At 61.5% G+C, this 21,114-nt stretch carries 22 protein-coding genes; 12 read left to right on the forward strand and 10 right to left on the reverse strand.

Annotated elements, in window-relative coordinates; genetic code table 11:
- Position 1 precedes the first annotated feature (1 nt).
- Together ACESMW_RS05780 and ACESMW_RS05785 are read left to right on the forward strand one after the other, a co-directional pair.
- On the forward strand, positions 2–739 hold the full coding sequence (locus ACESMW_RS05780) for an alpha/beta fold hydrolase (RefSeq protein WP_372986110.1): 738 nt from the start codon (positions 2–4) through the stop codon (positions 737–739).
- Between the two features lie 110 nt (positions 740–849).
- Positions 850–1,467, forward strand: coding sequence for a glutathione S-transferase family protein (locus ACESMW_RS05785; RefSeq protein ID WP_372986111.1), 618 nt, complete (start codon positions 850–852; stop codon positions 1,465–1,467).
- Here the strand turns inward: ACESMW_RS05785 and ACESMW_RS05790 are convergent.
- Positions 1,458–2,612: a GGDEF domain-containing protein gene (locus ACESMW_RS05790; protein WP_372986112.1), complete on the reverse strand. Its 1,155-nt coding sequence runs from the start codon at positions 2,610–2,612 to the stop codon at positions 1,458–1,460. The genes ACESMW_RS05785 and ACESMW_RS05790 overlap by 10 nt on opposite strands.
- Positions 2,613–2,755: 143 nt before the next feature.
- Here ACESMW_RS05790 and ACESMW_RS05795 point away from each other — a divergent pair, with 143 nt between their 5' ends.
- The gene (locus ACESMW_RS05795; RefSeq protein ID WP_372986113.1) at positions 2,756–3,370 is read left to right on the forward strand and encodes a DUF4202 domain-containing protein; all 615 of its coding nucleotides are present in this window, start codon (positions 2,756–2,758) and stop codon (positions 3,368–3,370) included.
- Positions 3,371–3,505: 135 nt separating this feature from the next.
- Here the strand turns inward: ACESMW_RS05795 and trpC are convergent, their stop codons facing one another.
- The 9 genes from trpC to ACESMW_RS05840 form a co-directional block, all read right to left on the reverse strand.
- Positions 3,506–4,327: an indole-3-glycerol phosphate synthase TrpC gene (gene trpC / locus ACESMW_RS05800; protein ID WP_372986114.1), complete on the reverse strand. Its 822-nt coding sequence runs from the start codon at positions 4,325–4,327 to the stop codon at positions 3,506–3,508.
- Positions 4,328–4,491: 164 nt separating this feature from the next.
- Positions 4,492–5,520, reverse strand: coding sequence for an anthranilate phosphoribosyltransferase (gene trpD, locus ACESMW_RS05805; protein ID WP_372986115.1), 1,029 nt, complete (start codon positions 5,518–5,520; stop codon positions 4,492–4,494).
- Positions 5,521–5,534: 14 nt separating this feature from the next.
- Positions 5,535–6,119 (reverse strand): anthranilate synthase component II, encoded by a 585-nt coding sequence (locus tag ACESMW_RS05810; RefSeq protein WP_372986116.1) that lies wholly within the window; start codon positions 6,117–6,119, stop codon positions 5,535–5,537.
- A 16-nt stretch (positions 6,120–6,135) separates the two neighbouring features.
- Complete coding sequence (gene trpE, locus ACESMW_RS05815; RefSeq protein WP_372986117.1) at positions 6,136–7,623, reverse strand: anthranilate synthase component I; 1,488 nt, start codon at positions 7,621–7,623, stop codon at positions 6,136–6,138.
- 236 nt (positions 7,624–7,859) lie between these two features.
- Complete coding sequence (locus ACESMW_RS05820; protein WP_372986118.1) at positions 7,860–8,549, reverse strand: phosphoglycolate phosphatase; 690 nt, start codon at positions 8,547–8,549, stop codon at positions 7,860–7,862.
- The gene (gene rpe / locus ACESMW_RS05825; RefSeq protein WP_372986119.1) at positions 8,546–9,232 is read right to left on the reverse strand and encodes a ribulose-phosphate 3-epimerase; all 687 of its coding nucleotides are present in this window, start codon (positions 9,230–9,232) and stop codon (positions 8,546–8,548) included. Before rpe ends, ACESMW_RS05820 begins: the two co-directional genes overlap by 4 nt.
- A gap of 183 nt (positions 9,233–9,415) precedes the next feature.
- Positions 9,416–10,174, reverse strand: coding sequence for a molecular chaperone DjlA (locus ACESMW_RS05830; RefSeq protein ID WP_372986120.1), 759 nt, complete (start codon positions 10,172–10,174; stop codon positions 9,416–9,418).
- Positions 10,175–10,180: 6 nt separating this feature from the next.
- Entirely contained in the window at positions 10,181–10,861 is a 681-nt protein-coding gene (murU, locus tag ACESMW_RS05835) for an N-acetylmuramate alpha-1-phosphate uridylyltransferase MurU (RefSeq protein ID WP_372986121.1), read from the reverse strand.
- Positions 10,858–11,904, reverse strand: a complete 1,047-nt coding sequence (locus ACESMW_RS05840; RefSeq protein ID WP_372986122.1) for an aminoglycoside phosphotransferase family protein — start codon at positions 11,902–11,904, stop codon at positions 10,858–10,860. Before ACESMW_RS05840 ends, murU begins: the two co-directional genes overlap by 4 nt.
- Before the next feature lie 261 nt (positions 11,905–12,165).
- Here ACESMW_RS05840 and ACESMW_RS05845 point away from each other — a divergent pair, with 261 nt between their 5' ends.
- The 9 genes from ACESMW_RS05845 (at position 12,166) to slmA (ending at position 20,836) form a co-directional block, all read left to right on the forward strand.
- Positions 12,166–14,490, forward strand: coding sequence for an LPS-assembly protein LptD (locus ACESMW_RS05845; RefSeq protein WP_372986130.1), 2,325 nt, complete (start codon positions 12,166–12,168; stop codon positions 14,488–14,490).
- Positions 14,491–14,550: 60 nt separating this feature from the next.
- Positions 14,551–15,897, forward strand: a complete 1,347-nt coding sequence (locus ACESMW_RS05850; protein WP_372986123.1) for a peptidylprolyl isomerase — start codon at positions 14,551–14,553, stop codon at positions 15,895–15,897.
- On the forward strand, positions 15,894–16,904 hold the full coding sequence (pdxA, locus tag ACESMW_RS05855) for a 4-hydroxythreonine-4-phosphate dehydrogenase PdxA (protein ID WP_372986124.1): 1,011 nt from the start codon (positions 15,894–15,896) through the stop codon (positions 16,902–16,904). Before ACESMW_RS05850 ends, pdxA begins: the two co-directional genes overlap by 4 nt.
- Entirely contained in the window at positions 16,901–17,725 is an 825-nt protein-coding gene (gene rsmA / locus ACESMW_RS05860; protein WP_372986125.1) for a 16S rRNA (adenine(1518)-N(6)/adenine(1519)-N(6))-dimethyltransferase RsmA, read from the forward strand. Before pdxA ends, rsmA begins: the two co-directional genes overlap by 4 nt.
- Entirely contained in the window at positions 17,718–18,518 is an 801-nt protein-coding gene (locus ACESMW_RS05865; RefSeq protein WP_372986126.1) for a symmetrical bis(5'-nucleosyl)-tetraphosphatase, read from the forward strand. Before rsmA ends, ACESMW_RS05865 begins: the two co-directional genes overlap by 8 nt.
- Before the next feature lie 37 nt (positions 18,519–18,555).
- Positions 18,556–18,918, forward strand: a complete 363-nt coding sequence (locus ACESMW_RS05870) for a DUF423 domain-containing protein (protein WP_372986131.1) — start codon at positions 18,556–18,558, stop codon at positions 18,916–18,918.
- 24 nt (positions 18,919–18,942) lie between these two features.
- Entirely contained in the window at positions 18,943–19,143 is a 201-nt protein-coding gene (thiS, locus tag ACESMW_RS05875) for a sulfur carrier protein ThiS (protein WP_372986127.1), read from the forward strand.
- A gap of 73 nt (positions 19,144–19,216) precedes the next feature.
- Positions 19,217–20,026, forward strand: a complete 810-nt coding sequence (locus ACESMW_RS05880) for a thiazole synthase (RefSeq protein WP_372986128.1) — start codon at positions 19,217–19,219, stop codon at positions 20,024–20,026.
- 222 nt (positions 20,027–20,248) lie between these two features.
- Entirely contained in the window at positions 20,249–20,836 is a 588-nt protein-coding gene (gene slmA, locus ACESMW_RS05885; protein WP_372986129.1) for a nucleoid occlusion factor SlmA, read from the forward strand.
- Positions 20,837–21,114: the final 278 nt, after the last annotated feature.

Here is a 21,114-nt window from a genome sequence, read left to right on the forward strand (position 1 = left end):
CATGCACTGGATACTGTTGCGGGGACTGACACGGGAGCAGGCGCACTGGGGGGGGTTCCCGGTGGCGTTGCAGTCCGCGTTTCCCGGGCACCGTTTCCACGCCGTAGATCTTCCCGGGACCGGTGTCCATTACCGGCAGGACAGCCCCGATACCATTGAAGGTATCCGCCGGCAGGTCTGCCAGCAGGTTAGTCACATCCCGCGGCCTTTCGGCATCATTGCCCTTTCCATGGGCGGCATGGTGGCACTCGACTGGGCCCAGAGCGCGGAACTCGGGGAAATCCAGCAGCTGGTGATGATCAATACCAGTTCCGGGTTCAGCCCGCCCTGGCAACGGATGCGGCCTGTGGCCTGGCCCCGGGTGCTTCGGTTGCTCTCGCGTCGGGAGCTGTTTGACCGGGAGCGTGATCTGCTGCACCTGACCTCCAACCGGCCGGTGCCCCTGGCCCTGGCCAAACGCTGGTACAGTATCCAGCGCCAGCGCCCGGTCAGCCTGGCCACTGCGTTCAATCAGTTGCGGGCCGCGGCCCGCTTTACCCCGGCATCCCGCCGACCGTTACCGGATGCCTTGCTGCTGGCCAGCCGTGGGGATCGTATCGTGCACTTCAAATGCAGCGAAGCCCTGGAGTCCCGCTGGCAATGGACTCTCAGGCTGCATCCCGACGCCGGTCACGACCTTCCATTGGACGAACCCCAGTGGATACTGGAGCAGATCCGGAGCTGGCTGCCACGGAGTTGATCGGAGGCCGCTTAACAGTTGCTTGACGCAACTGTTTTTTGCGGTCAGTCTCTGTGCTGTTCTCAGCAATCACGTTCATTCATCCAACACCCGGAACGGAGCCGATCCTGATGAAGATCTTTGAAACAAAAACTGCCCCGAATCCCCGCCGCGTGCGCATGTTCATGGCCGAGAAGGGCCTGCTGGACGAGGCCGAATTCGTCGAGATCGACCTGCAGAAAGGCGAGAACCTGACGCCGGAATTCGTTGCCCGCAATCCGATGAAGAAAGTGCCGGTGATGGAACTGGATGACGGAACCTGTATTGCCGAGACCATGGCCATTTGCCGTTATTTCGAAGAGGCTTACCCCGGTGCGCCCAAGCTGCTGGGTGAAACGCCTCTGGAAAAGGCTCACCTCGAACAATGGCTGCGCTGGATCGACTTCTACTTCTTCATGCCCACCGGCATGTGCTTCCAGCACACCACCGGCTACTTCAAGGACCGGATGAACCCCATCAAGGAGTGGGGTGAGGAGTGTGGTCAGGGCGTCGAGAAGTTCATGCACTTCCTGGACAAGCACCTGGAAGGCAAGGAATACATCTGCTGCGACCGGTTCACCGCCGCCGACATCAATGCTTTTACGACCGTGGCTTTTGCCCGGGTGGTGAACATCCGGATCAAGCCGGAGCAGACCCATCTCCAGGCTTGGTATGACCGGATCAAGGCGCGGCCGTCAGCTCAGGCTTGAGCCAACGTAACCGTTTCCCTGGCCGGATCCATCCTCACTCGGTTCCGGCCTTCTGATTTCGCTCGGTAAAGCCCAAGATCTGCGCTTGCAATCAGGCTTTCCGGTGAGTCCTCTTCGTTGAAGCAGGCCAACCCAAGGCTGATGGTTTGCCGCACAGAAACTTCCCGGCAACGATCCGGATCCGGGCAGCGGAAAGGTGTGTTTGCCATCGCGGCAAGGATTTTACGAGCGACCTCCATGGCCCCTTCAGAGTCAGTGGCAGGTAAGAGTACCAGAAACTCCTCACCTCCCCACCGGCAGACGGCATCCTGCTGGCGTAAGCTGGCGCCTAGACGGATGGCTGTCTCCCGGAGGACGAGATCGCCGAAGTCGTGTCCATAGGTGTCGTTGACCGCCTTGAAGTAATCCAGATCTCCGATAATCAGGCAAAACCGTTCCTGTTTTTCACGACGGGCGCGGCTTATGGCGTGCCTGACCAGAGGCAGGAAAGCGCGTCGATTAAGTAAGCCGGTCAGTTGATCGGTAGTCGCCAGCTCTTTCATTTCCTCCTCACTCAGGAACTGATACTTACCCAAGCGGCGCAAGATTTCCGAGACTGCGCAGCCAATTATCAGCATGAGCAAAGGGCTAAAAAGCAAGGGGGCCAAACTGGTTAACGGAACCTGAACCAGTTTGGCCGTAACGACGAAAAGCATTAGTGGAGTGATGATCTGGATTAACCAATCCCTCATTCCCACAGTGGCGAGAACAGCCATAGCGAAAAAGCTGATAGTAAGCCTTCCACTGAACTCAGTGAGTGATTCGGGCCAAAGCTTGGCGTAGACCAGGAACAATCCCAACATCATCAGGGACAGAGACAGGGACATCATCCTGACTAACACTTTCGGATGCCAATTGGCTGCGTCCGTAAAATGTAACAGCAATGTGATTGTGGCGCTGACGTAAACAGGTGCCCGCGCAAGCGACTCTATCGACAAAAGTTCAGGATTCTGGGTGCCCCGTAAGCCATAGCTGAATTGATACGCGAGAAGAGCGGCTATCAGAAGCCAGGCACTATGGATCGCAAAAACCCACTCCGTGCGCTTTTGGTAAGCCAGATAGGCTTGGTGCCACTTCGGGGGGATCGGTGGGTCAGTCAGGCGCACGGTTTGAAGTTACTCCCCGAAAGTTTCAAAATGCACATTAAATACTGCTCACTTTCCATGGCAAAATCAAGTTCTGAGAACTAGTTCACATCTTGGTGGATCTACCTACTCAGGAACTTGTTTTACCTATTCCGGAGTTCCAGATGTCTGTGTCCGAGAGACTCGCTTGTACCCTGAGCAAAATTGATAAAGCCAACCAGGCCGACCCGAACCGGGAGGAGCTGGGTGGCGAGACCCTGCCTCGGGAGTATGTCTACAGTCTGCATATGACCCGCTGGTTGTTTGAACTGGAACCTGAGCCTGGTGAGCGCATGCAGATCGCCTGCCGGGCCCAGCACATCGAGCGCTGGACCATGCCCCGGAGCGAGTTCGGAGAGGGCCGGAAGAATTACTACCAGTGGCGGCAGGCCTGTGGCCGTATGCACGGCCGCCGGGCGGCGGAGATCATGGCCGAATGCGGTTATCCCGAGGAGGAGTGCCAGCGGGTGGAAACCATCCTGACCAAGCGGGAACTGCACCAGGATCCGGACACCCAGTTGCTGGAGGACGTGGCCTGCATGGTGTTCCTGGAGCGCTATTTTGCCCCGTTCTACGAGGAAAAGCCGGAGTATGACCGGGAAAAGTGGCTCCGCATTGTGCGCCGGACCTGGGGCAAGATGTCGCCCCGGGGGCATGAGGCGGCTCTGAAGCTTGCCAGCGGGATGCCGGCTCATTTATTGGAGTTATTGCAGGAAGCTTTGGCTGGTAATCGGGAGTAATACCTGGTGCACAGCCCGGCGGGTGAGTCGGGCCAAAATACGCTGTGAATACATCCCTGTACGCTCGGCTCCGCCATCCCTGGCTCCGCACGATTTTGCCCCGACCCACCCGCCGGACTGTATCTGACTTCTCAGTTAGCCTTCTGGGAAAAACAGTTCTTTGAGTTTTTGACCGGGTTCTTCCGCCCGCATAAACGATTCCCCTACCAGGAAGCCGTAAATACCACGGCTGGTCATGGCTTCCACATCGTCCCGGGTCATGATCCCGCTCTCGGTGACTGTCAGCCGGTCCTGGCTGATCCGCTCGTGCAGCTCGAACGTGGTATCCAGGGAAACATCGAAGGTGTGCAGATTACGGTTATTGATGCCGACCAGGGGCGTTTCCAGGGTCAGGGCGTCGTCCATCTCCTCAGGATCGTGCACCTCCACCAGCACATCCAGCCCGATCTCCCGGGCGATGCTTTCCAGTTCCTGCATCTGGTAACGGGTCAGGCAGGCGGCAATCAGCAGGATGCAGTCGGCGCCGATGGCGCGGCTTTCGTAGACCTGGTAGGGCGCCACCATGAAATCCTTGCGGATGACCGGCAGGCTGCAGGCAGCCCGGGCGGCTTTCAGGTAGTCCTCATGGCCCTGGAAAAAGTCACGGTCGGTCAGCACAGACAGGCAGGCCGCGCCGCCTTTCTCATAACTTTCGGCGATCTCGGCCGGCACGAATGGATCCCGCAGGATGCCCTTGCTGGGAGAAGCCTTCTTGATCTCGGCAATCACGGCAGGGGTCTGTTGTTCGATACGTGTTCGCATGGCGTCAGCAAAACCCCGGGCGGGTGCCTGGTCTCCCGCCATGGCTTTGAGATCGTCAACGGTGACGCGGTGTTTGCGCTCGTCGATTTCCTGCCATTTCCGGTCAACGATCTTGCGAAGAATGGTGGGAGTCTTATCCAGATGTCTGTCTGTCATATCAGGCCCGTAAATAGTCTGCGAGAGCGGAAGGGGAGGAGCTTTCCAAAACTGTCTGCAGCCAGGGAAGGCTGCAGTCAAGCCCTACAGGGACGTACTTGCGGGCGTGTTTTGGAAAGCTCCTCCCCTTCCGATCGTCCGGCTGCGAAGTTATCAGGCCGGTATTAAAAACACTGGGAAAAATCAGCCAGCTCGGACATCTTGCCCGCAGCCAGCCCCGATCCCATGGCATCCAGCGCCATCTCAACGCCGGCTTTCGGGGTATCCGCAAGGCCGGCAATGTAGATGGCCGCGCCGGCGTTCAGGGCAATCAGATCCCGGGCTTTCTCGGTGATCTCATCGTGATCCCGGCCGAACGCCGCCTTGATCAGTTCCAGAGACTCCTCGGAAGAACCCACATCCAGACCCACCAGGGACTGACTCTTGATACCGAGGTCTTCCGGGGTGATGTCGTACTCGTTGATCTCCCCGTCCTTCAGTTCCGCCACATGGGTGACGGTGGCCAGACTGATCTCGTCCAGACCATCCTTCGAGTGCACCACCATGATGTGCTCCGCGCCCAGGCGCTTCATCACTTCGGCCATCGGTCGACACAGTTCCTTGGTGAACACACCCAGCAGCTGGCGCTTGACCCCGGCCGGGTTGGTCATCGGGCCGAGGATGTTGAAGATGGTCCGGCAGCCCAGCTCCTTGCGAGGTCCGATGGCGTGTTTCATGGCGCCATGGTGGGCCGGGGCGAACATGAAGCCGACGCCGATCTGTTCAACACATCGGGCCACCTGCTCCGGAGTCATGTCCAGGTTGATGCCCGCCTTCTCGATGAGATCCGCGCTGCCGCTCTTGGACGATACGCCCCGGTTGCCGTGCTTGGCGACATAACCTCCGGCCGCCGCCACCACGAAAGACGCAGCGGAGGAGACATTGAACAGGTTGGCGCCATCGCCGCCGGTACCGACGATGTCCACCAGCGGCTCCGCCTTGACCGTCACCCCGGTGGCCAGCTCGCGCATGACCTCGGTGGCGCCGGTAATCTCGTCGATGGTCTCACTCTTGAGGCGCAACCCCATCAGGAAAGCCCCGATCTGCGCATCGGTGGCCTCGCCGTTCATGACGATGCGCATGACCTCTTTCATTTCCTCCCGGGAAAGATCCAGGTTGGAGGCGATCCGGTTCAGAGCTTCTTTCATGTCCATGGAGAGTTGGCCTCTTATTTGTTTGTTCTCAGGAAGTTGCGCAGCAGTTCATGGCCCTGTTCGGTCATGATCGACTCGGGGTGGAACTGCACGCCTTCGATGGGCAGGGTTTTGTGGCGCACGCCCATGATTTCCTCGATGGAGCCGTCCTCATTGCGGGTCCAGGCGGTGACTTCCAGGCAGTCCGGCAGGGTGTTCTGGTCAATGACCAGACTGTGGTAACGGGTGGCCTGCAACGGATTGCTCAGCCCCCGGAACACGCCGATGTCCTTGTGATAGACCGGCGAGACCTTGCCATGCATGACCCGGCCGGCCCGGACGATATCGGCACCGTACACCTGGCCGATGGCTTGATGGCCCAGGCAGATGCCGAGGATGGGCAGCTTGCCGGCAAAGTGGCGGATGGCCGCCATGGAGATGCCGGCTTCGTTCGGTGTGCACGGGCCCGGAGAGATCACCAGTCGTTCCGGTTGCAGGGCCTCGATCTGCTCGATGGTGATTTCATCGTTGCGGTACACCCGCACATCGGCACCGAGCTCCGCCAGGTACTGCACCACGTTGTAGGTGAAGGAGTCGTAGTTATCGATCATCAGCAACATAATCCGTTCCTCCGCCTCAGTGGTCGAAATCGTTGTAGGTCATGGCCACGGCACGGAAAATCGCGCGGCCCTTGTTCATGGTTTCTTTCCACTCGAGGCGGGGGACAGAGTCCGCCACCACCCCGGCACCGGCCTGGATGTGCAGGGTGTTGTCCTTGATCACCGCGGTGCGGATGGCAATGGCGGTATCCATGTTGCCGTTGAACGAGAGGTAGCCCACCGCGCCGCCGTAGACGCCGCGCTTGACCGGCTCCAGTTCGTCGATGATTTCCATGGCGCGAATCTTGGGGGCGCCACTGAGGGTGCCGGCGGGCAGGGTGGCCCGCAAGACGTCCAGGCAGCTGGTACCTTCTTTCAGTCGGCCGGTCACGTTGGAGACGATGTGCATGACGTGGGAGTAACGCTCCACGATCATCTTGTCGGTCAGCTTGACGGTGCCGGTTTCCGAGACCCGGCCGGCGTCGTTGCGGCCCAGGTCGATCAGCATCAGGTGTTCGGCAATTTCCTTTGGATCGGCCAGCAGTTCGTTTTCCAGGGCCTTGTCCTCGGCATCGGTGGCGCCGCGCTTGCGGGTGCCGGCGATGGGCCGAACGGTCACCTCTTCATCCTCCACCCGTGCCAGGATTTCCGGCGACGAACCAACGATGTGGAAGTCGTCCAGGTCCAGGAAGTACATGTATGGGGACGGATTGAGTACCCGCAGGGACCGGTACAGGTTCAGGGGCGGCGCCTCGAACGGAATGGACATGCGCTGGGAGATGACCGTCTGCATCACGTCGCCGTCCAGCACGTATTCCTTGATCCGGTCGACGGCGGCCTCGAAACGGTCCTGGGTGAAGCCGGAGATGAAATCCCCCTCGTCCACGGCCTTGCCACGCAGGTGTTCCGGAGTGCGGGGGGCATTGGCGGTCTGCCGGTGCAGCCGTGCCTCCAGTTCGTCGATGCGGGCCTGGGCCTGATCGTAGGCGCCTTCAACGGCCGGATCGACGTGGACAATCAGGTGCAGCTTGCCCCGCAGGTTGTCGAACACCACGATCTCGTCGGAGACCATCAGCAGGATATCCGGGGTGCCGATCCTGTCCGGTGGGCAGGAATGGCGCAGGCGCTTCTCGATGTAGCGCACGGTGTCGTAGCCGAAGTAGCCCACCAGGCCGCCATTGAATCGCGGCAGTTCCGGCAGGTCCGGGGCGTTGAAGCGCTGTTGGTACTCGTCGACGAACGCCAGCGGGTCCTCTACCTCGGCCTGCTCGACCACCTTGCCGTCCCGGCTGACTTCAATGCGGTGGTCATAGACCTTGAGAATTTCCCGGCTGGGCAGGCCGATGATGGAATAGCGGCCCCATTTCTCGCCGCCCTGGACGGATTCGAACAGATAGGAATAGGGGCCACTGGCGAGCTGCAGATAGGTGCTCAGTGGCGTATCCAGGTCCGCCAGGACCTCGCGATATACGGGGATACGGTTAAAGCCGGCGTGGGCGAGCTCGGAGAACTGCTCGGGTGTCATGTGTCGGTTTCCTGAATTCTGATCTGCATTTGCACGGAAAAGCCGGATGCCATTCCGTGGGGTGGTACGGTCTCGACAGGCGTGCGCCCGTCAGCCGCCAGGCCTGTTCAGCCGGTGCGCCATCGCCACCATCGTGTCGCGCGGGTTGTGAGGATGCCTCGCGCTGCAGTCAGATTCAGTCCCTGCACGGCAGGAATCTCCCGATAACAAGTGTTCAATGAAACGTCCTTGTGAGATTACAAAAGCTCAGCCAGTGAATCAACAATCGCGTCGGCCCCCAGGGTTTCCACCGATCCCCCGAAATTGTAACCGTAGCGGACCGCCACACAGGGAATGCCGGCGGCAATGGCGGCGTTCACATCGGCCGCGGAGTCACCGACCATGACGGTTGTACCGCGGGTACCGCCGAGCTGCTCCATGGCATGCAGCAGTGGGCCGGGGTCCGGCTTTTTGACCGGCAGCGTGTCACCACCGATGCTCAGGTCAAACCAGTGGTCCAGGTCCAGCTGTTTGAGTAATGGCGCCACGAACTGTTCCGGTTTGTTGGTCACCACCGCCAGTCGGCAGCCACTGTTCTTCAGGTGTGCCAGGCAGGCTTCCACCCCCGGGTAGACACGGGAGTGCTGGCCGTTGATTCGACCGTAATGATGGAAAAAGATCGCCAGGGCGTCCTTGAACAGGGCGTCGTCCTTCGGCTGCGCCGGTTCCCAGTCGGTCTTGCCGGCCAGGGCGCGGCGTACCAGCACCGCGGCGCCGTTACCCACCCAGTCCCGGACCTTGTCGATACCCGCCGGTGTCCTGCCCAGATGCTCAAGCATCTGGTCCACCGCGGCTGCGAGGTCCGGTGCGCTGTCTACGAGAGTGCCGTCCAGGTCGAACAGGGCAACGCCCGGCCAGCGGGCGTTGAACAGGCCTTTGAGACTCATCCGCCAATTACCTTCCGGGCCTGCTCCAGTTCCGCCCGCATGGCGTCGATGGTGGCCTTGTAATCCGGGGTATTGAAGATGGCAGAACCGGCGACAAAGGTGTCGGCACCGGCTTCGGCAATCTCGCGGATGTTATCGGTTTTCACACCGCCGTCAATTTCCAGCCGGATGTTGTAATTGCTGGCGTCGATTTTCTTGCGGGCTTCGCGCAGCTTGTCCAGGGTGCCGGGGATGAACTTCTGGCCGCCAAAGCCCGGGTTGACCGACATCAGCAGCACCATGTCCAGCTTGTCCATCACGTAATCCATATAGCTCAGCGGCGTGGCCGGGTTGAACACCAGGCCGGCCTTGCAACCGCCGTCCCGGATCAGTTGCAGGGAACGGTCGATGTGGTTGGACGCCTCCGGGTGGAAGGTGATGTAGCTGGCCCCGGCATCAATGAACATGCGGATCAGGTCGTCCACCGGGGACACCATCAGGTGAACATCAATGGGAGCGGTGACGCCATGCCTGCGCAGGGCTTGGCAGACCATGGGGCCGATGGTCAGGTTCGGCACGTAGTGATTGTCCATCACGTCGAAGTGCACCACATCGGCACCGGCGGCCAACACATTGTCGACTTCCTCACCCAGACGGGCAAAATCGGCGGAGAGGATGGATGGGGCAATCAGGTACGGATTCATGATGTCTCTCTCAGTGGTGTTCGATAGCAGTTCAGGATGGTACGGAATACGAAAGGTCCGGTTCCGGCCCCGTCGTTCAATCGCTGGCCAGTTTACCAGTTTGGGCCGGTGTTTTCGCCGCCAAAAGATCCGCACCTGTGCGTAGTCGGGCCGGCCACCGATGCCCTGGCGGCCGGGTATGGTTCACACCGAGTGGTTCCGTTGCTTGATCAGCTCCCAGGCTTGCTGGTAACGCAACAGCTGCTCCTTGGCGATGGCCAGTTCCCGGGGTGACAGCCCCTTCTGGGACAGTTTGTCCGGGTGGCATTCCGAGACCTTGCGGCGATACGCCCGCTTGATCAGGGCCGGGGAGTCCCGGCGGTTCACACCCAGCAACTGGCAGGCCTGGTCGTAGGTTTCCGGGCGGGACGGCATGTCTGCCGCGCGCACCCAGACCTTGCGGGCGTAACTTTCGAGAATGTGATCGCCGACTCCCACCGGCAAGCCCATCTGGTCGATGGCGTCTTCACAGCGGTAACGGCGAGGATTGCCGGGCGGTCCCTGGATCTGCGCCGCGTGGCACAGGCAGATGGCCACGGTCAGCGCCGGGGCGGGCCACAGCCGGCGGGTAAGACGCAGGGACAGTCCTCGCAACGGAGGCAGGTCCTCCGCTTTCTTGCCATGCTGGAACCACTCGATCGCCCGCTGGCGCTGGCGCCCGGACAGATTCAGGGCCCGGATCAGTCCCTCGGCATAGTTGATGTCGGCTTCGGTGACCCGGCCGTCGGACCGGGCAATGTAGCCGAGAAAATAGAACAGCGGTCGGCGGCACCACCCAGGGAGCCGGACCCGTTCAATAAAGGTGGCTGCCTGGTGACCGCAGGCGGACAGTTCCCGGAGCAGGCTGCTGAATTCGGCCTGGAGGTGGGACGGGAGTGTCGGGTTGCCGGTGCTCTTTGGCATGGTGCGTCAGGCCTCTTGTGCGGCCAGCCGGCGATCCAGCTCCCGAAGGCGCTCCGGCGTTCCCACATCGACCCAGCCGCCACCGTGGTAACGTCCGGCAACCCGGCCCCGGGCCATGGCGCGGCGCAGAATGGGCCCCAGCTTGCCGGCGCTGTCATCGAGGTCGGCAAACAGGCGGCGATGCAGCAGGCTGATGCCGGTGAAGGTCAGTTTGCGGGGGCCGTCACTGGTCAGTTCGCCGGATTCCAGCAAATGAAAATCACCCTCGGGATGATGAGGACGGTTGTTGGTGACGACCAGTACCGCATCCCGGTCCGGGTCCGGCTCCAGCTGGGCGAGGGGGAAATCGGTCCAGATATCGCCATTGATGACCAGGAACCAGTCCGAACCGGAGGCTGTGAGCAAGGGCAGGGCCCGGATAATGCCGCCGGCGGTTTCCAATGGTTCGCCCTCGCGGGAGTATTCCAGGGACAGCCCGAAGCGTTCACCCGTGCCCAGGGTGTATTCGATCTGGTCGCCCAGCCAGGCATGGTTGATCACCACTTCCCGAAAACCGGCGCGCTGCAGGTGCTCCAGGTGATGCACGATCAGCGGCTTGCCACCGGCACTGAGCAGGGGTTTGGGCGTGGTCAGGGTCAGCGGGCGCATACGTTCACCCTTGCCGGCGGCCAGGATCATCGCTTTCACAGCGGGGTATCCTCCAGTGCCGGGGCCGGGCCGATCTTCTCCTCGATCAGCGGCATGACCGTATCCGCCAGCCAGTCATGGAAATGGCGCAGGGCCGGCTGTCGGGCGCTGGCGCGGATCAGGTAATTGACGGTGCGGGGGATGTCGCCCAGGTAGCCCTGTTTGCCGTCACGGATGGCCAGACGGGCAAAGATGCCGGCCGCCTTCAGGTGCCGCTGCATGCCCATGAGCTCGAACCATTGCCGGAAGGTGTCCGGATCGGCGTGGTGGAGTCCCTTCTCCAGGGTGGCCTGGCGGAAGATCTCCAGCCACGGGCTCAGGCGTTCTTCCGGCCAGGACACGTAACAGTCCTTGAGCAGGGAAACCGCATCGTAGGTGACCGGGCCACGGACGGCGTCCTGGAAATCAATCACACCTGGCTGGCCGGTTCCCGGCCGGATCAGCAGGTTCCGGGAGTGGTAGTCCCGGTGGACCGTCACTTCCGGTTGCGCCAGGGCGCTTTCCCGGAGGAAGGCAAAGGTGGTATCCAGCAGGCACCGGGCCCCATTGTCCAGCGCCATGCCCAGGTGGCGCTCCAGCAGCCAGTCCGGGAACAGGGCCATCTCCCGGTCCAGGAGCGCGGCATCGTAGGGCGGCAACGGGTAGTCCGGAGGGGAGGGCAGCTGCTGGATCGCAACCAGTTCTTCCAGGGCTTCCCGATAGAGCACATCGGCGTTGTCTTGGGTCAGTCCGGCCAGCATCAGCTGGTCGCCAAAATCCTCCAGAAGCAGGAAGCCCTGATCGAGCTCCTCCGCTTCGATGGCCGGCACTGCCACGCCGTGACCGTGCCAGTGCCGGGCAATGGCCAGGAACGGGGTGCAATCTTCGTGCTCGGGGGGCGCATCCATGACGATGAACGGAGTCTGCTCGCCGTCCTGCTGCCGGCGCCATACCCGGAAATAACGGCGGAAGCTGGCATCTCCGGAGACGGGTTCCGCCTCGGCATGCTCGAAACCGGAAAACTGCCTGACCCAGCGGGTCAGTGACTGCTGGCGCGTGTCCATAGGGTTGGTTGCTTGTCCCGACATATTTGTTGGCATTGAATTCGAAAGTTAGCAGAGGAGTATAAAGGGGGTAAAACGGTTTTACAGCGGAGTTTCCGTTAACAAGCTGCAAGGGCCCGTGTAAACTAGGCGGCTCGAATTCAGGCCCCGAAATCCACTTTCCGGAACAGGAATCCTGCCACCGTGCAATCCGCCATCTGCTGTCCGAAGCGACCGGCCCGCCGGTTGTCTGGCCGGATCCGTCGGATTTCCGGCGCGGCCCTGGTCACCCTGTCAGGACTGGTTCTGGCGGCACCGGCTGTGTCTGACGACAGCACCACACCTTCGGCAGCGGAGATTGATTGGCGTCCCCGGTCAGAACTGCCCGTGGAAGTCCGGGACCGGTTGCCGGTGTTCTGTGACGGAGGCTACCTTCCTTCCGGCCTGGAAGCTGGGGGTTCTGCCTTCACCGGTCCGGGCGCGGACGCCGGAGAGCCGCTGGAAGCCAGTGGCCTGAGCGCTCGCTACGAGATTGACCGGGAGCTCTACCTGCGCGGTGATGTCCGCATTCGCCAGGGGGCGTTTGAAGTCACCGGTTCGGAGGCCCGCTACGATCAACAGGCGGGATCGGTTTCGGTCAGCGGCCCATTGGTGAGCCGTGGCAACGGTTTTCTGTTGACGGGCGAATCCGCCGATTACAGCCTGGAGAGCGGGCGCTTCGACATCAACACCGCGACCTTCCTGCTGCACGGCCCGGAAATGCGGGGCAGCGCCGGCAGTCTGGCGCGAATCTCCGAAAATCAGGTGCAGATCAGCGATGGCCTGCTGACCACCTGTGGTCCCCAGCAGAATGACTGGGCGATCGTGGCTTCGGACATCAAACTGGACCGGGCCGAGGGCTTCGGTACCGCCAGGCATGTTCGCCTGGAAGTGCTGGATGTTCCGGTGTTCTACTGGCCCTGGGCCAGCTTCCCCATCGATGACCGCCGCAAGACCGGTTTTCTCTATCCCCAGTTTGGATCCTCCAGTGCCGGCAGCGGCGCCTTTCTGGCGGTGCCCTACTACCTGAACCTGGCGCCCCACTATGATGCCACACTGACTCCCCAGTACATCCATGGCCGGGGTCTGTTCAACGAAGCGGAAGGCCGCTACCTGAGCCGGTTTGGCGAGAGCGTGCTCCAGGTGGGTTACATCAATAAGGACTCCGACTTCCGGGATGAGAATCCCGGCGAGAGCGGTGAGCGCTGGGCGCTGGATGCCAGCACCCGGGCCAGGTTTGGAGAGGGCTGGACCGGCTACGGGGATTATTCGGTGGTCAGCGACAATGACTACCTCACTGACCTCAACCGCAGTCTGGAAATCAACCAGGCGACCCACCTCCGGCGCCGGGGTGGCGTGCGTTATCGCAGTGCCAGCCAGTACTTCGAGACCTACCTGAACGATTACCAGACCATCAGTGATTTTATCGCGGATGCGGACAAACCCTACGCCCAACTGCCGGAAGTGCTGTATGGCGGAACGGCCGAGGCCGGCTGGCTGGAGGCCGGGCTGGAGAGTCAGTACACATGGTTCTACCGGGACAACGACAACCTGACCGGCCTTGATCGGGCCAACGGACAGCGTTTCCGAGCCGTGCCGGAGCTGGCGGTGCCGTTGCGCTCCCTTTGGGGCTTCAGCCGCCCTTCCGTGAGCGTTGATTACACCCGGTACGACCTCGAGGATTACAGTCTCGGTGATGGCAGTTTTGATCGCACCGTTCCGGTGGCAGAGTGGGATAACGGCCTGTATTTTGACCGCCGCTCGGAACTGTTCGGCCTGCCGTATAACCAGAGCCTCGAACCACGACTGTATTACGCCTGGGCAGATGCCGACGCTGACCAGAACGACATTCCGGACTTCGACACATCGATCAAGAGTTTCCGCTTTGACCAGCTGTTCGAACCGGACCGTTTCAGCGGCGGCGATCGGGTGGGCGATACCAACCAGTTGACCGTGGCGTTGACCAGCCGCTTCAATGACCTGGTGACCGGGGCGGAAAGGGCGAGGGTCAGCATTGGCCAGGTGCAATATTTCCAGGACCGGGAAGTGACCCTGTTTGGCGCCGGCGGCAGCACCCGGAGCCGTTCGCCACTGGCCGGGGAGCTGGTGCTCAGCCCACTGGATACCCTGGAAATCCGCTCCGCCGGCCTTTGGGATCCGGACACCGGCGAGACCGAAGAGGGTCGCAGCCAGCTGACCTTCCACTCGGAAGATTACCGATACCTGGCCAGCCTGGGGCATACCTACAGCAAGGATGAACTGGAACAGTCGGATATTGCGGCGGTTGTTCCGGTCTCAGACCGTGTTAGCCTGATCGGCCGGTGGGTTTACGATTCCGACCTTGACCGGACAGTGGGATCACTTGCCGGGCTTGAATACAACAACTGCTGCTGGAGCGTCCAGGTGGTGCATCAGAACTATCTGACCGATGACCAGCAACTGGATACCCGCCTCCTGTTCCAGATCCAGCTCAAGGGGTTGGGTGGCAGTGGCGGTGCCTCGGCCCGGATCTCCGAGGCGATATACGGGTTTGATGAAAGGGAGCGCCGGCGTTTCGGAACTCCCTGAGCCTTGGCCGGACCAAGACCGCAGGCCAACGGTGTACACCATTTTTGATACGAGGTGATTATGAAGGCGACCTTTCGCCAGGGTGTGACAACCTTTCTGATGTTCCTGATGCTGGCACTCTCCGTGTCGGCCCAGGCCGAGCGCAAACTGCTGGACCAGGTTGTTGCTATTGTCGACGATGACGTGATCCTGCAGACCGAGCTGGAAGCCCGGATCAATACCATCATCGGCCGCCTGCAGGCGCAGGGCACCGGCCTGCCGCCCCGGGATGTGCTGGAACAAAGGGTGCTTGATCAGCTGATCACCGAGTCCATCCAGTTGCAGATGGCGGACAAGATGGGCATGCGCATCAGCGACAACGAGCTGAACGAAACCATGGACAACATCGCCAGGCAGAACAACATGAGCCGGGCCGAGTTCGAACAGCAGCTGGCCGCGGAGGGGGTGAGTTACCGCCAGGCCCGGGAGCAGATCCGCAACGAGATGCTCACCAGCCGCGTCCAGCAGCGACAGGTGGGTAACCGGGTACGGGTAACCGACCGGGAGGTGGAGAACTACCTGCAGGCCCTGGAATCCCGGGGCGGCAACACCGCCGAGTACCGGCTCGCCTATATTTTCCTCCAGGTGGATGACCCGGCCAGTGAGGCTTCGGTCGAGGCGGCTCGCGCCAAGGCGCAGCAGCTGCGCCAGCAGATCCTCGATGGCCGGGACTTCCGGGAAGTGGCGGTCGCCGAGTCGGACGCCAGTAACGCCCTGGAGGGCGGTGACATGGGTTGGCGTACCGAGAATCAGCTGCCGTCGCTGGTCGCGCCGGTGGTGCCTGGCCTCGACACCGGCGAACCCTCGCCGGTGCTGGAAAACAACAGCGGTTTCCACATGGTCATGGTCATGGACAAGCGCGGTGGTGAGCAGCAACAGCTGGTTCGCCAGCACCGGGTCCGCCATATCCTGGTCCGGCCCTCCGAGGCCCGCACCGACGCTGAAGCAGAAGCCAGGATCCGTGACCTTTACCAACAGCTTCAGGATGGCGCGGATTTCGCCGATCTGGCCAGAGAATACTCCGATGATCCGGTATCCGGCTCCGACGGTGGTAACCTGGGCTGGGTGAGCCGGGGCCAGATGGTGCCGGCCTTCGAGCAGGCCATGATCGAGGCCGATATCGGTGACCTCAAGGGCCCGTTCCGTTCCCGGTTTGGCTGGCACATCTTGCAGGTGCAGGAGCGCCGGGAGAAGGACGTGACCGGTGAGGCCCGGGAATCCGATGCCCGCCAGGCAATCTATCGCCGCAAGTTCGAGACCGAATTGCAGAACTGGCTCCGGGAAATCCGGGACGAGGCCTTTATCGAGTTCAAGGGTGAGTATGCGGATGAAAGCCCCGCCAACGTCGAGGCAGGCGGTTCATCATGAACGAACCGGTAATCCTGGCACTGACCGCCGGCGAACCCGCCGGTATCGGCCCCGAGCTGTGCCTTCAGCTGGCACTGGAGCCACGCCAGGCCGGTATCGTGGTGGTTGCCAGCGAGGCGCTGCTGACCGAGCGCGCCCGGATGCTGGGGCTTGAGATCGAGCTTCACCCCTGGCAGCCGGGAACACCGCCGCAGATGGAACCGGGTCATCTGTCGGTGTGGCCGGTAGAAGGCTGCGAGAACCTGGCCGCCGGCAAGACCGACCCCGTCAACAGCCGCTATGTGCTGAAGACCCTGGAAATTGCGGCCCGCGCCTGCCTGAACGGTGACGTGGATGGCATGGTCACCGCCCCGGTCCACAAGGGGGTGATCAACGAAGCCGGTATCCCGTTTAGCGGTCATACCGAATTCCTGCAGGAGCTGTGCGGGGTAGAGCGGGTGGTCATGATGCTGGCCACCGACGAGTTGCGGGTAGCCCTGGTGACCACCCACCTGCCGCTCCGGGACGTGGCCGACGCCATCACCCCCGAACGGCTGACCCAGGTGACCCGTATCCTGGATGCGGACCTCAGGACCTTCTTCGGCATTGCCGAACCGCGGATCCTGGTGGCCGGACTCAATCCCCACGCCGGCGAAGGCGGGCATCTGGGCCGGGAAGAAATCGAGGTAATTGAACCCACCCTCGAGCAATTGCGGAATGAAGGCATCAATCTGACCGGGCCGCTGCCGGCGGACACCCTGTTTACACCGCACTGGCTGGACAACGCCGATGCGGTGCTGGCCATGTACCATGACCAGGGCTTGCCGGTGCTCAAGTTCCAGGGCTTCGGCCGGGCGGTGAATATTACCCTGGGCCTGCCCATTGTCCGCACCTCGGTCGATCATGGCACGGCGCTGGATCTGGCGGGAACCGGCAAGGCCGATGCCGGTAGCCTGCATACTGCGATTCGCGTGGGTGAACACATGGCACGGTGCCGGAAGGCGGCCAAACAAGAGAGCAAGTTGTGAGTCAGAAAGGCGGCCATCAGGCCAGAAAACGTTTTGGGCAGAACTTCCTGCACGATCCGGGGGTGATCGAGCGCATTGTGCGCGCCATCAACCCCAAGCCGGAAGATGCCATTGTCGAGATCGGCCCCGGTCTGGGGGCCCTGACCGAGGAAATCCTGGCGATCAATCCGCGCCTGCAGGTGGTGGAGCTGGACCGGGACCTGATCCCGGTGTTGCGCACCAAGTTTTTCAATTATCCGGAATTCCGTATCCATGAGGCGGACGCGCTGAAATTCGATTTCAGCCAGCTGGTGGAGGACCGGCCTCTGCGGATCATCGGCAACCTGCCGTACAACATCTCCACTCCGCTGATCTTCCATCTGCTCGGCCAGGCCGGCGTGGTGCAGGACATGCATTTCATGCTGCAGAAGGAAGTGGTGCAGCGGCTGGCAGCGGTGCCCGGCGACAACAACTATGGCCGGCTGGGTATCATGGCCCAGTACTTCTGCAAGGTGCAGCCGCTGTTCGAGGTGGGCCCGGGCGCATTCAAGCCGGCGCCGAAAGTCGATTCCGCCATTGTCCGGCTGGTGCCCCACGAAACGCTGCCGCATCCGGCCAAAGACCTGGCGACCCTGCAGGCGGTGGTGCGCTCTGCCTTCAATGCCCGGCGCAAGACCCTGCGCAAGGCCCTCGGTGGCATGATCAGCGTCGGGCAACTGCAGAGCCTGGGTATCGATGACGGTCTGCGCCCTGAAAACCTCAGCCTGGCGGACTACGTACACATTGCCGACTTTCTTTTCGACCAGAAATCCGGAACCGGCGATGAGGTAAGTAATGACTGACTATGCCATCGGCGACATCCAGGGTTGCTACGAGCGTTTGCGGGATGTCCTGGACAAGGTGGATTTTTCGCCCTCCCGCGACCGTCTGTGGGTGGCCGGCGATCTGATCAATCGTGGGCCGTCCTCCCTCGAGACCCTGAGGTACATCGAGAGCCTGGGTGACAGTGCAGTCGTGGTCCTGGGCAACCACGACCTGCATCTGCTGGCGGTTGCCCTCGGCGGCCATGCGCCGAAACGAAAGGACACCCTGCACGATATCCTGGACGCCCCGGACTGTGACCGGTTGCTGCAGTGGCTGCGCCGCCAGAATTTCTGCGTTCACGACCCGGCGCGCAATTTTGTCATGGCGCACGCCGGGATCCCCCACATCTGGGGAGTGGAGGACGCAGTCAGCCATGCCCGGGAAGTCGAGGCAGTGATCCGCAGCGACCAGGCGGAGTATTACTTTACCCACATGTACGGCAATGAACCGGAATGCTGGGATCCGGGGCTGACTGGTATGGACCGCTGGCGGATGATCACCAACTATTTTACCCGGATGCGTTTCATTGCCGGGGACGGCACCCTGGAACTGGCGACCAAGGAGTCCGCAGGCAATGCCCCCGAAGGTTTTGAGCCCTGGTTCCGGTTCCCAAGGCAGGACGATGTCCGGGTTATTTTCGGCCACTGGGCCGCGCTGGAGGGCAATACCGGCAGTGACCGGTTTATCGGCCTGGACACCGGCTGTGTCTGGGGTGGTGTGCTGACGGTGATGAACCTGGATAGCGGAGAAAAGATCCACTGTGACTGTTGAAGCATCCCGAACGACGGGTCCGTTGTTGCGCTGGCCGATGGTTGCCGGTGCGCTGTTCGGCCTGCTGGCGGTCATGGCCGGCGCCTTTGGCGCCCATGGCCTGCGCAAGATGGTGAGCGAGCGGGTCCTGGAGGTGTTCCAGACTGCCGTCACCTACCAGATGTACCATGCCCTGGCGCTGGTGCTGGTTGCCGTGCTGGCGGGCCTCGGCCTGTCTCGGCGATTGCTGGGAATCGCAGCTGGGTTTTACCTGGCAGGCATCCTGCTGTTCAGTGGCAGCCTTTACCTGCTGGTGTTCACCGGTTATCACTGGCTGGGCCCGGTGACCCCGTTGGGTGGTGTATGCTTCATGATTGGCTGGGGGCTGCTGATTACCGCAGGCCTCCGGCGCCAAGGCTGAATCAATGCGAGGTTTGACAGCGACATGCAGGTAGAAGTAAACGGCGATGCAATGGAGCTCCCGGACGGTGCCACCGTCTCGCTCCTGATTGAATCCCTGGCCCTGACCGGCAAGCGACTGGCGGTGGAAGTCAACGAGGATATCGTGCCCCGCAGCCAGCACCCCGAATTCACCCTGAACCCTGGCGACCGCGTCGAAGTGGTCCATGCCATCGGCGGCGGCTGACACGGTTCCCTGCAAGTGTTACAGGCGGCCTCTGCCGCATCCTGATTGTAAATCCAGACTACCCGGAAAGGTTATGACCGATATTCCCGAAGTTCAGCTTCCCGAAGACAAGCCCCTGGAAATTGCCGGCCGTGTCTACCAGTCCCGACTGCTGGTGGGTACCGGCAAGTACCGGGACATGATGGAAACCGGCCACGCCATAGAGGCCAGTGGTGCCGAGATCGTCACCGTCGCCGTGCGCCGCACCAACCTGGGCCAGAACCCGGACGAGCCCAACCTGCTGGATGTGATCTCCCCGGAGAGCTACACCATCCTGCCCAACACTGCCGGTTGCTTCACCGCGAAAGACGCAGTGCGCACCTGCAAGCTGGCCCGCGAGCTGCTGGACGGCCACGACCTGGTCAAGCTGGAAGTGCTCGGCGAGGAGAAAACCCTCTACCCGAACATGACCGAAACCCTGGTGGCGGCAGAAGAGCTGATCAAGGACGGCTTCAAGGTCATGGTCTACTGCTCCGACGACCCGCTGCTGGCCAAGCGCCTGGAAGAGATGGGCTGCGTGGCCATCATGCCCCTGGGAGCGCCTATCGGCTCCGGCCTGGGTATCCAGAACCGTTACAACATCAAGCTGATCGTCGAGAACGCCAGCGTACCGGTGCTGGTGGATGCCGGCGTCGGCACCGCCTCCGACGCCACCATCGCCATGGAACTGGGCTGCGACGGCGTATTGATGAACACCGCCATCGCCCAGGCCAAAGACCCGATCAAGATGGCCCACGCCATGCGCCTGGCCATCGAAGCTGGTCGCGAAGCTTACCTGGCGGGGCGCATGCCGAAGAAGATGTATGCCAGCGCGTCCTCGCCGATTGATGGCACCTTCTTCTGAGGATGAAGGTGGGGTCAGATGAAGGCTTTCATCTGACCCCGGGGTACGACGTTAACCCCGAGCCCGGGATGTGAAAAAGGGGGTCAGAAGAAAGCGTTCTTCTGACCCCGACTTCAAAGTCAGATAACTAAAAACGGGGTCTGATGAAATCTTTCATCTGACCCCATGTTCAACCAAGACGTCGATCATAAAAACCAAAACTCAGAGCGCTGTAGTCCTGTCATGACCGATCAGAAACCCAGTCGCCGCGAGGCGATCCTTCACGCCCTGGTGGAACTGCTGGAAACCGACCCGGGTGCCCGCATCACCACCGCCGGCCTTGCCCGTAGTGTAGGGGTGACCGAAGCGGCCCTTTACCGCCATTTCCCCAGCAAGCGGAAAATGTTCGAGGCCCTCATCGAATTTGCCGAGGAAGCGGTGTTCTCCCGTTGCCAGGTAATCCTGCAGGAGCAGGAGGATGTGCGTACTCGTTTGCAGCAGCTGGTACACCTGGTGCTGGTGTTCGCCGAGCGCAATCCGGGCCTGTGCTGTGTGCTTACGGGGGACGCCCTGATGGGGGAGAACGAGTCCCTGCGCAAGCGCGCCTCTCAGTTCTTCGAACGCCTGGAGACCCAGATCCGGCAGGCCCTCAAGGAGGGCGAAATCCGCCAGGGGCTTCGGCCACGGACCAGTGCTGCCAGGGGTGCCGACTTTGTCATGGTGTTTGTGGAAGGCCGCATTCAGCGGTTTGTCCGGTCTTCGTTTTCCCGGTTACCATCGACTGACTTCGAGGAGAGCTGGGGGCTGGTTTCTCAAGGTGTTTGGGGCTGAGCTCGGGGGTATCCGTGACCCCCTAGCCTGATAGTTTCGGTGGTTGGGTGAAGGCGGGAAGGGCTTTCCCGGAACCGCTACAAGCACATCCATGTGCGCTTGACTCCGGCCATCCATGGCCTCCGACATTCCGGGAACGCCCTTCCCGCCTTCACCTTCAGAGCTTCCGAGATATCGATACTCAGTCAACTGACTGCAGCGAGTCGTTCATCTATTCTTGCGATAACTCCTGTTGCATGGCCGGCCCGGGTGGGTCTTCCCTTCACAGAATGTTGAAG

Origin of the sequence: Marinobacter sp., from assembly GCF_041690455.1 — a bacterium.
In the GTDB taxonomy this organism is placed as follows: domain Bacteria; phylum Pseudomonadota; class Gammaproteobacteria; order Pseudomonadales; family Oleiphilaceae; genus Marinobacter.

What these genes read in the sequence shown, in the direction of transcription:
- ACESMW_RS05780 (WP_372986110.1), top strand. Translation starts at nt 2, where the DNA reads ATGCACTGGATACTGTTGCGGGGACTGACACGGGAGCAGGCGCACTGG.
- ACESMW_RS05785 (WP_372986111.1), top strand. Translation starts at nt 850, where the DNA reads ATGAAGATCTTTGAAACAAAAACTGCCCCGAATCCCCGCCGCGTGCGC.
- ACESMW_RS05795 (WP_372986113.1), top strand. Translation starts at nt 2,756, where the DNA reads ATGTCTGTGTCCGAGAGACTCGCTTGTACCCTGAGCAAAATTGATAAA.
- trpC (WP_372986114.1), bottom strand. Translation starts at nt 4,327, where the DNA reads ATGACAGACAGACATCTGGATAAGACTCCCACCATTCTTCGCAAGATC.
- trpD (WP_372986115.1), bottom strand. Translation starts at nt 5,520, where the DNA reads ATGGACATGAAAGAAGCTCTGAACCGGATCGCCTCCAACCTGGATCTT.
- ACESMW_RS05810 (WP_372986116.1), bottom strand. Translation starts at nt 6,119, where the DNA reads ATGTTGCTGATGATCGATAACTACGACTCCTTCACCTACAACGTGGTG.
- trpE (WP_372986117.1), bottom strand. Translation starts at nt 7,623, where the DNA reads ATGACACCCGAGCAGTTCTCCGAGCTCGCCCACGCCGGCTTTAACCGT.
- ACESMW_RS05820 (WP_372986118.1), bottom strand. Translation starts at nt 8,549, where the DNA reads ATGAGTCTCAAAGGCCTGTTCAACGCCCGCTGGCCGGGCGTTGCCCTG.
- rpe (WP_372986119.1), bottom strand. Translation starts at nt 9,232, where the DNA reads ATGAATCCGTACCTGATTGCCCCATCCATCCTCTCCGCCGATTTTGCC.
- ACESMW_RS05830 (WP_372986120.1), bottom strand. Translation starts at nt 10,174, where the DNA reads ATGCCAAAGAGCACCGGCAACCCGACACTCCCGTCCCACCTCCAGGCC.
- ACESMW_RS05840 (WP_372986122.1), bottom strand. Translation starts at nt 11,904, where the DNA reads ATGGACACGCGCCAGCAGTCACTGACCCGCTGGGTCAGGCAGTTTTCC.
- ACESMW_RS05850 (WP_372986123.1), top strand. Translation starts at nt 14,551, where the DNA reads ATGAAGGCGACCTTTCGCCAGGGTGTGACAACCTTTCTGATGTTCCTG.
- pdxA (WP_372986124.1), top strand. Translation starts at nt 15,894, where the DNA reads ATGAACGAACCGGTAATCCTGGCACTGACCGCCGGCGAACCCGCCGGT.
- ACESMW_RS05865 (WP_372986126.1), top strand. Translation starts at nt 17,718, where the DNA reads ATGACTGACTATGCCATCGGCGACATCCAGGGTTGCTACGAGCGTTTG.
- ACESMW_RS05870 (WP_372986131.1), top strand. Translation starts at nt 18,556, where the DNA reads ATGGTTGCCGGTGCGCTGTTCGGCCTGCTGGCGGTCATGGCCGGCGCC.
- thiS (WP_372986127.1), top strand. Translation starts at nt 18,943, where the DNA reads ATGCAGGTAGAAGTAAACGGCGATGCAATGGAGCTCCCGGACGGTGCC.
- ACESMW_RS05880 (WP_372986128.1), top strand. Translation starts at nt 19,217, where the DNA reads ATGACCGATATTCCCGAAGTTCAGCTTCCCGAAGACAAGCCCCTGGAA.
- slmA (WP_372986129.1), top strand. Translation starts at nt 20,249, where the DNA reads ATGACCGATCAGAAACCCAGTCGCCGCGAGGCGATCCTTCACGCCCTG.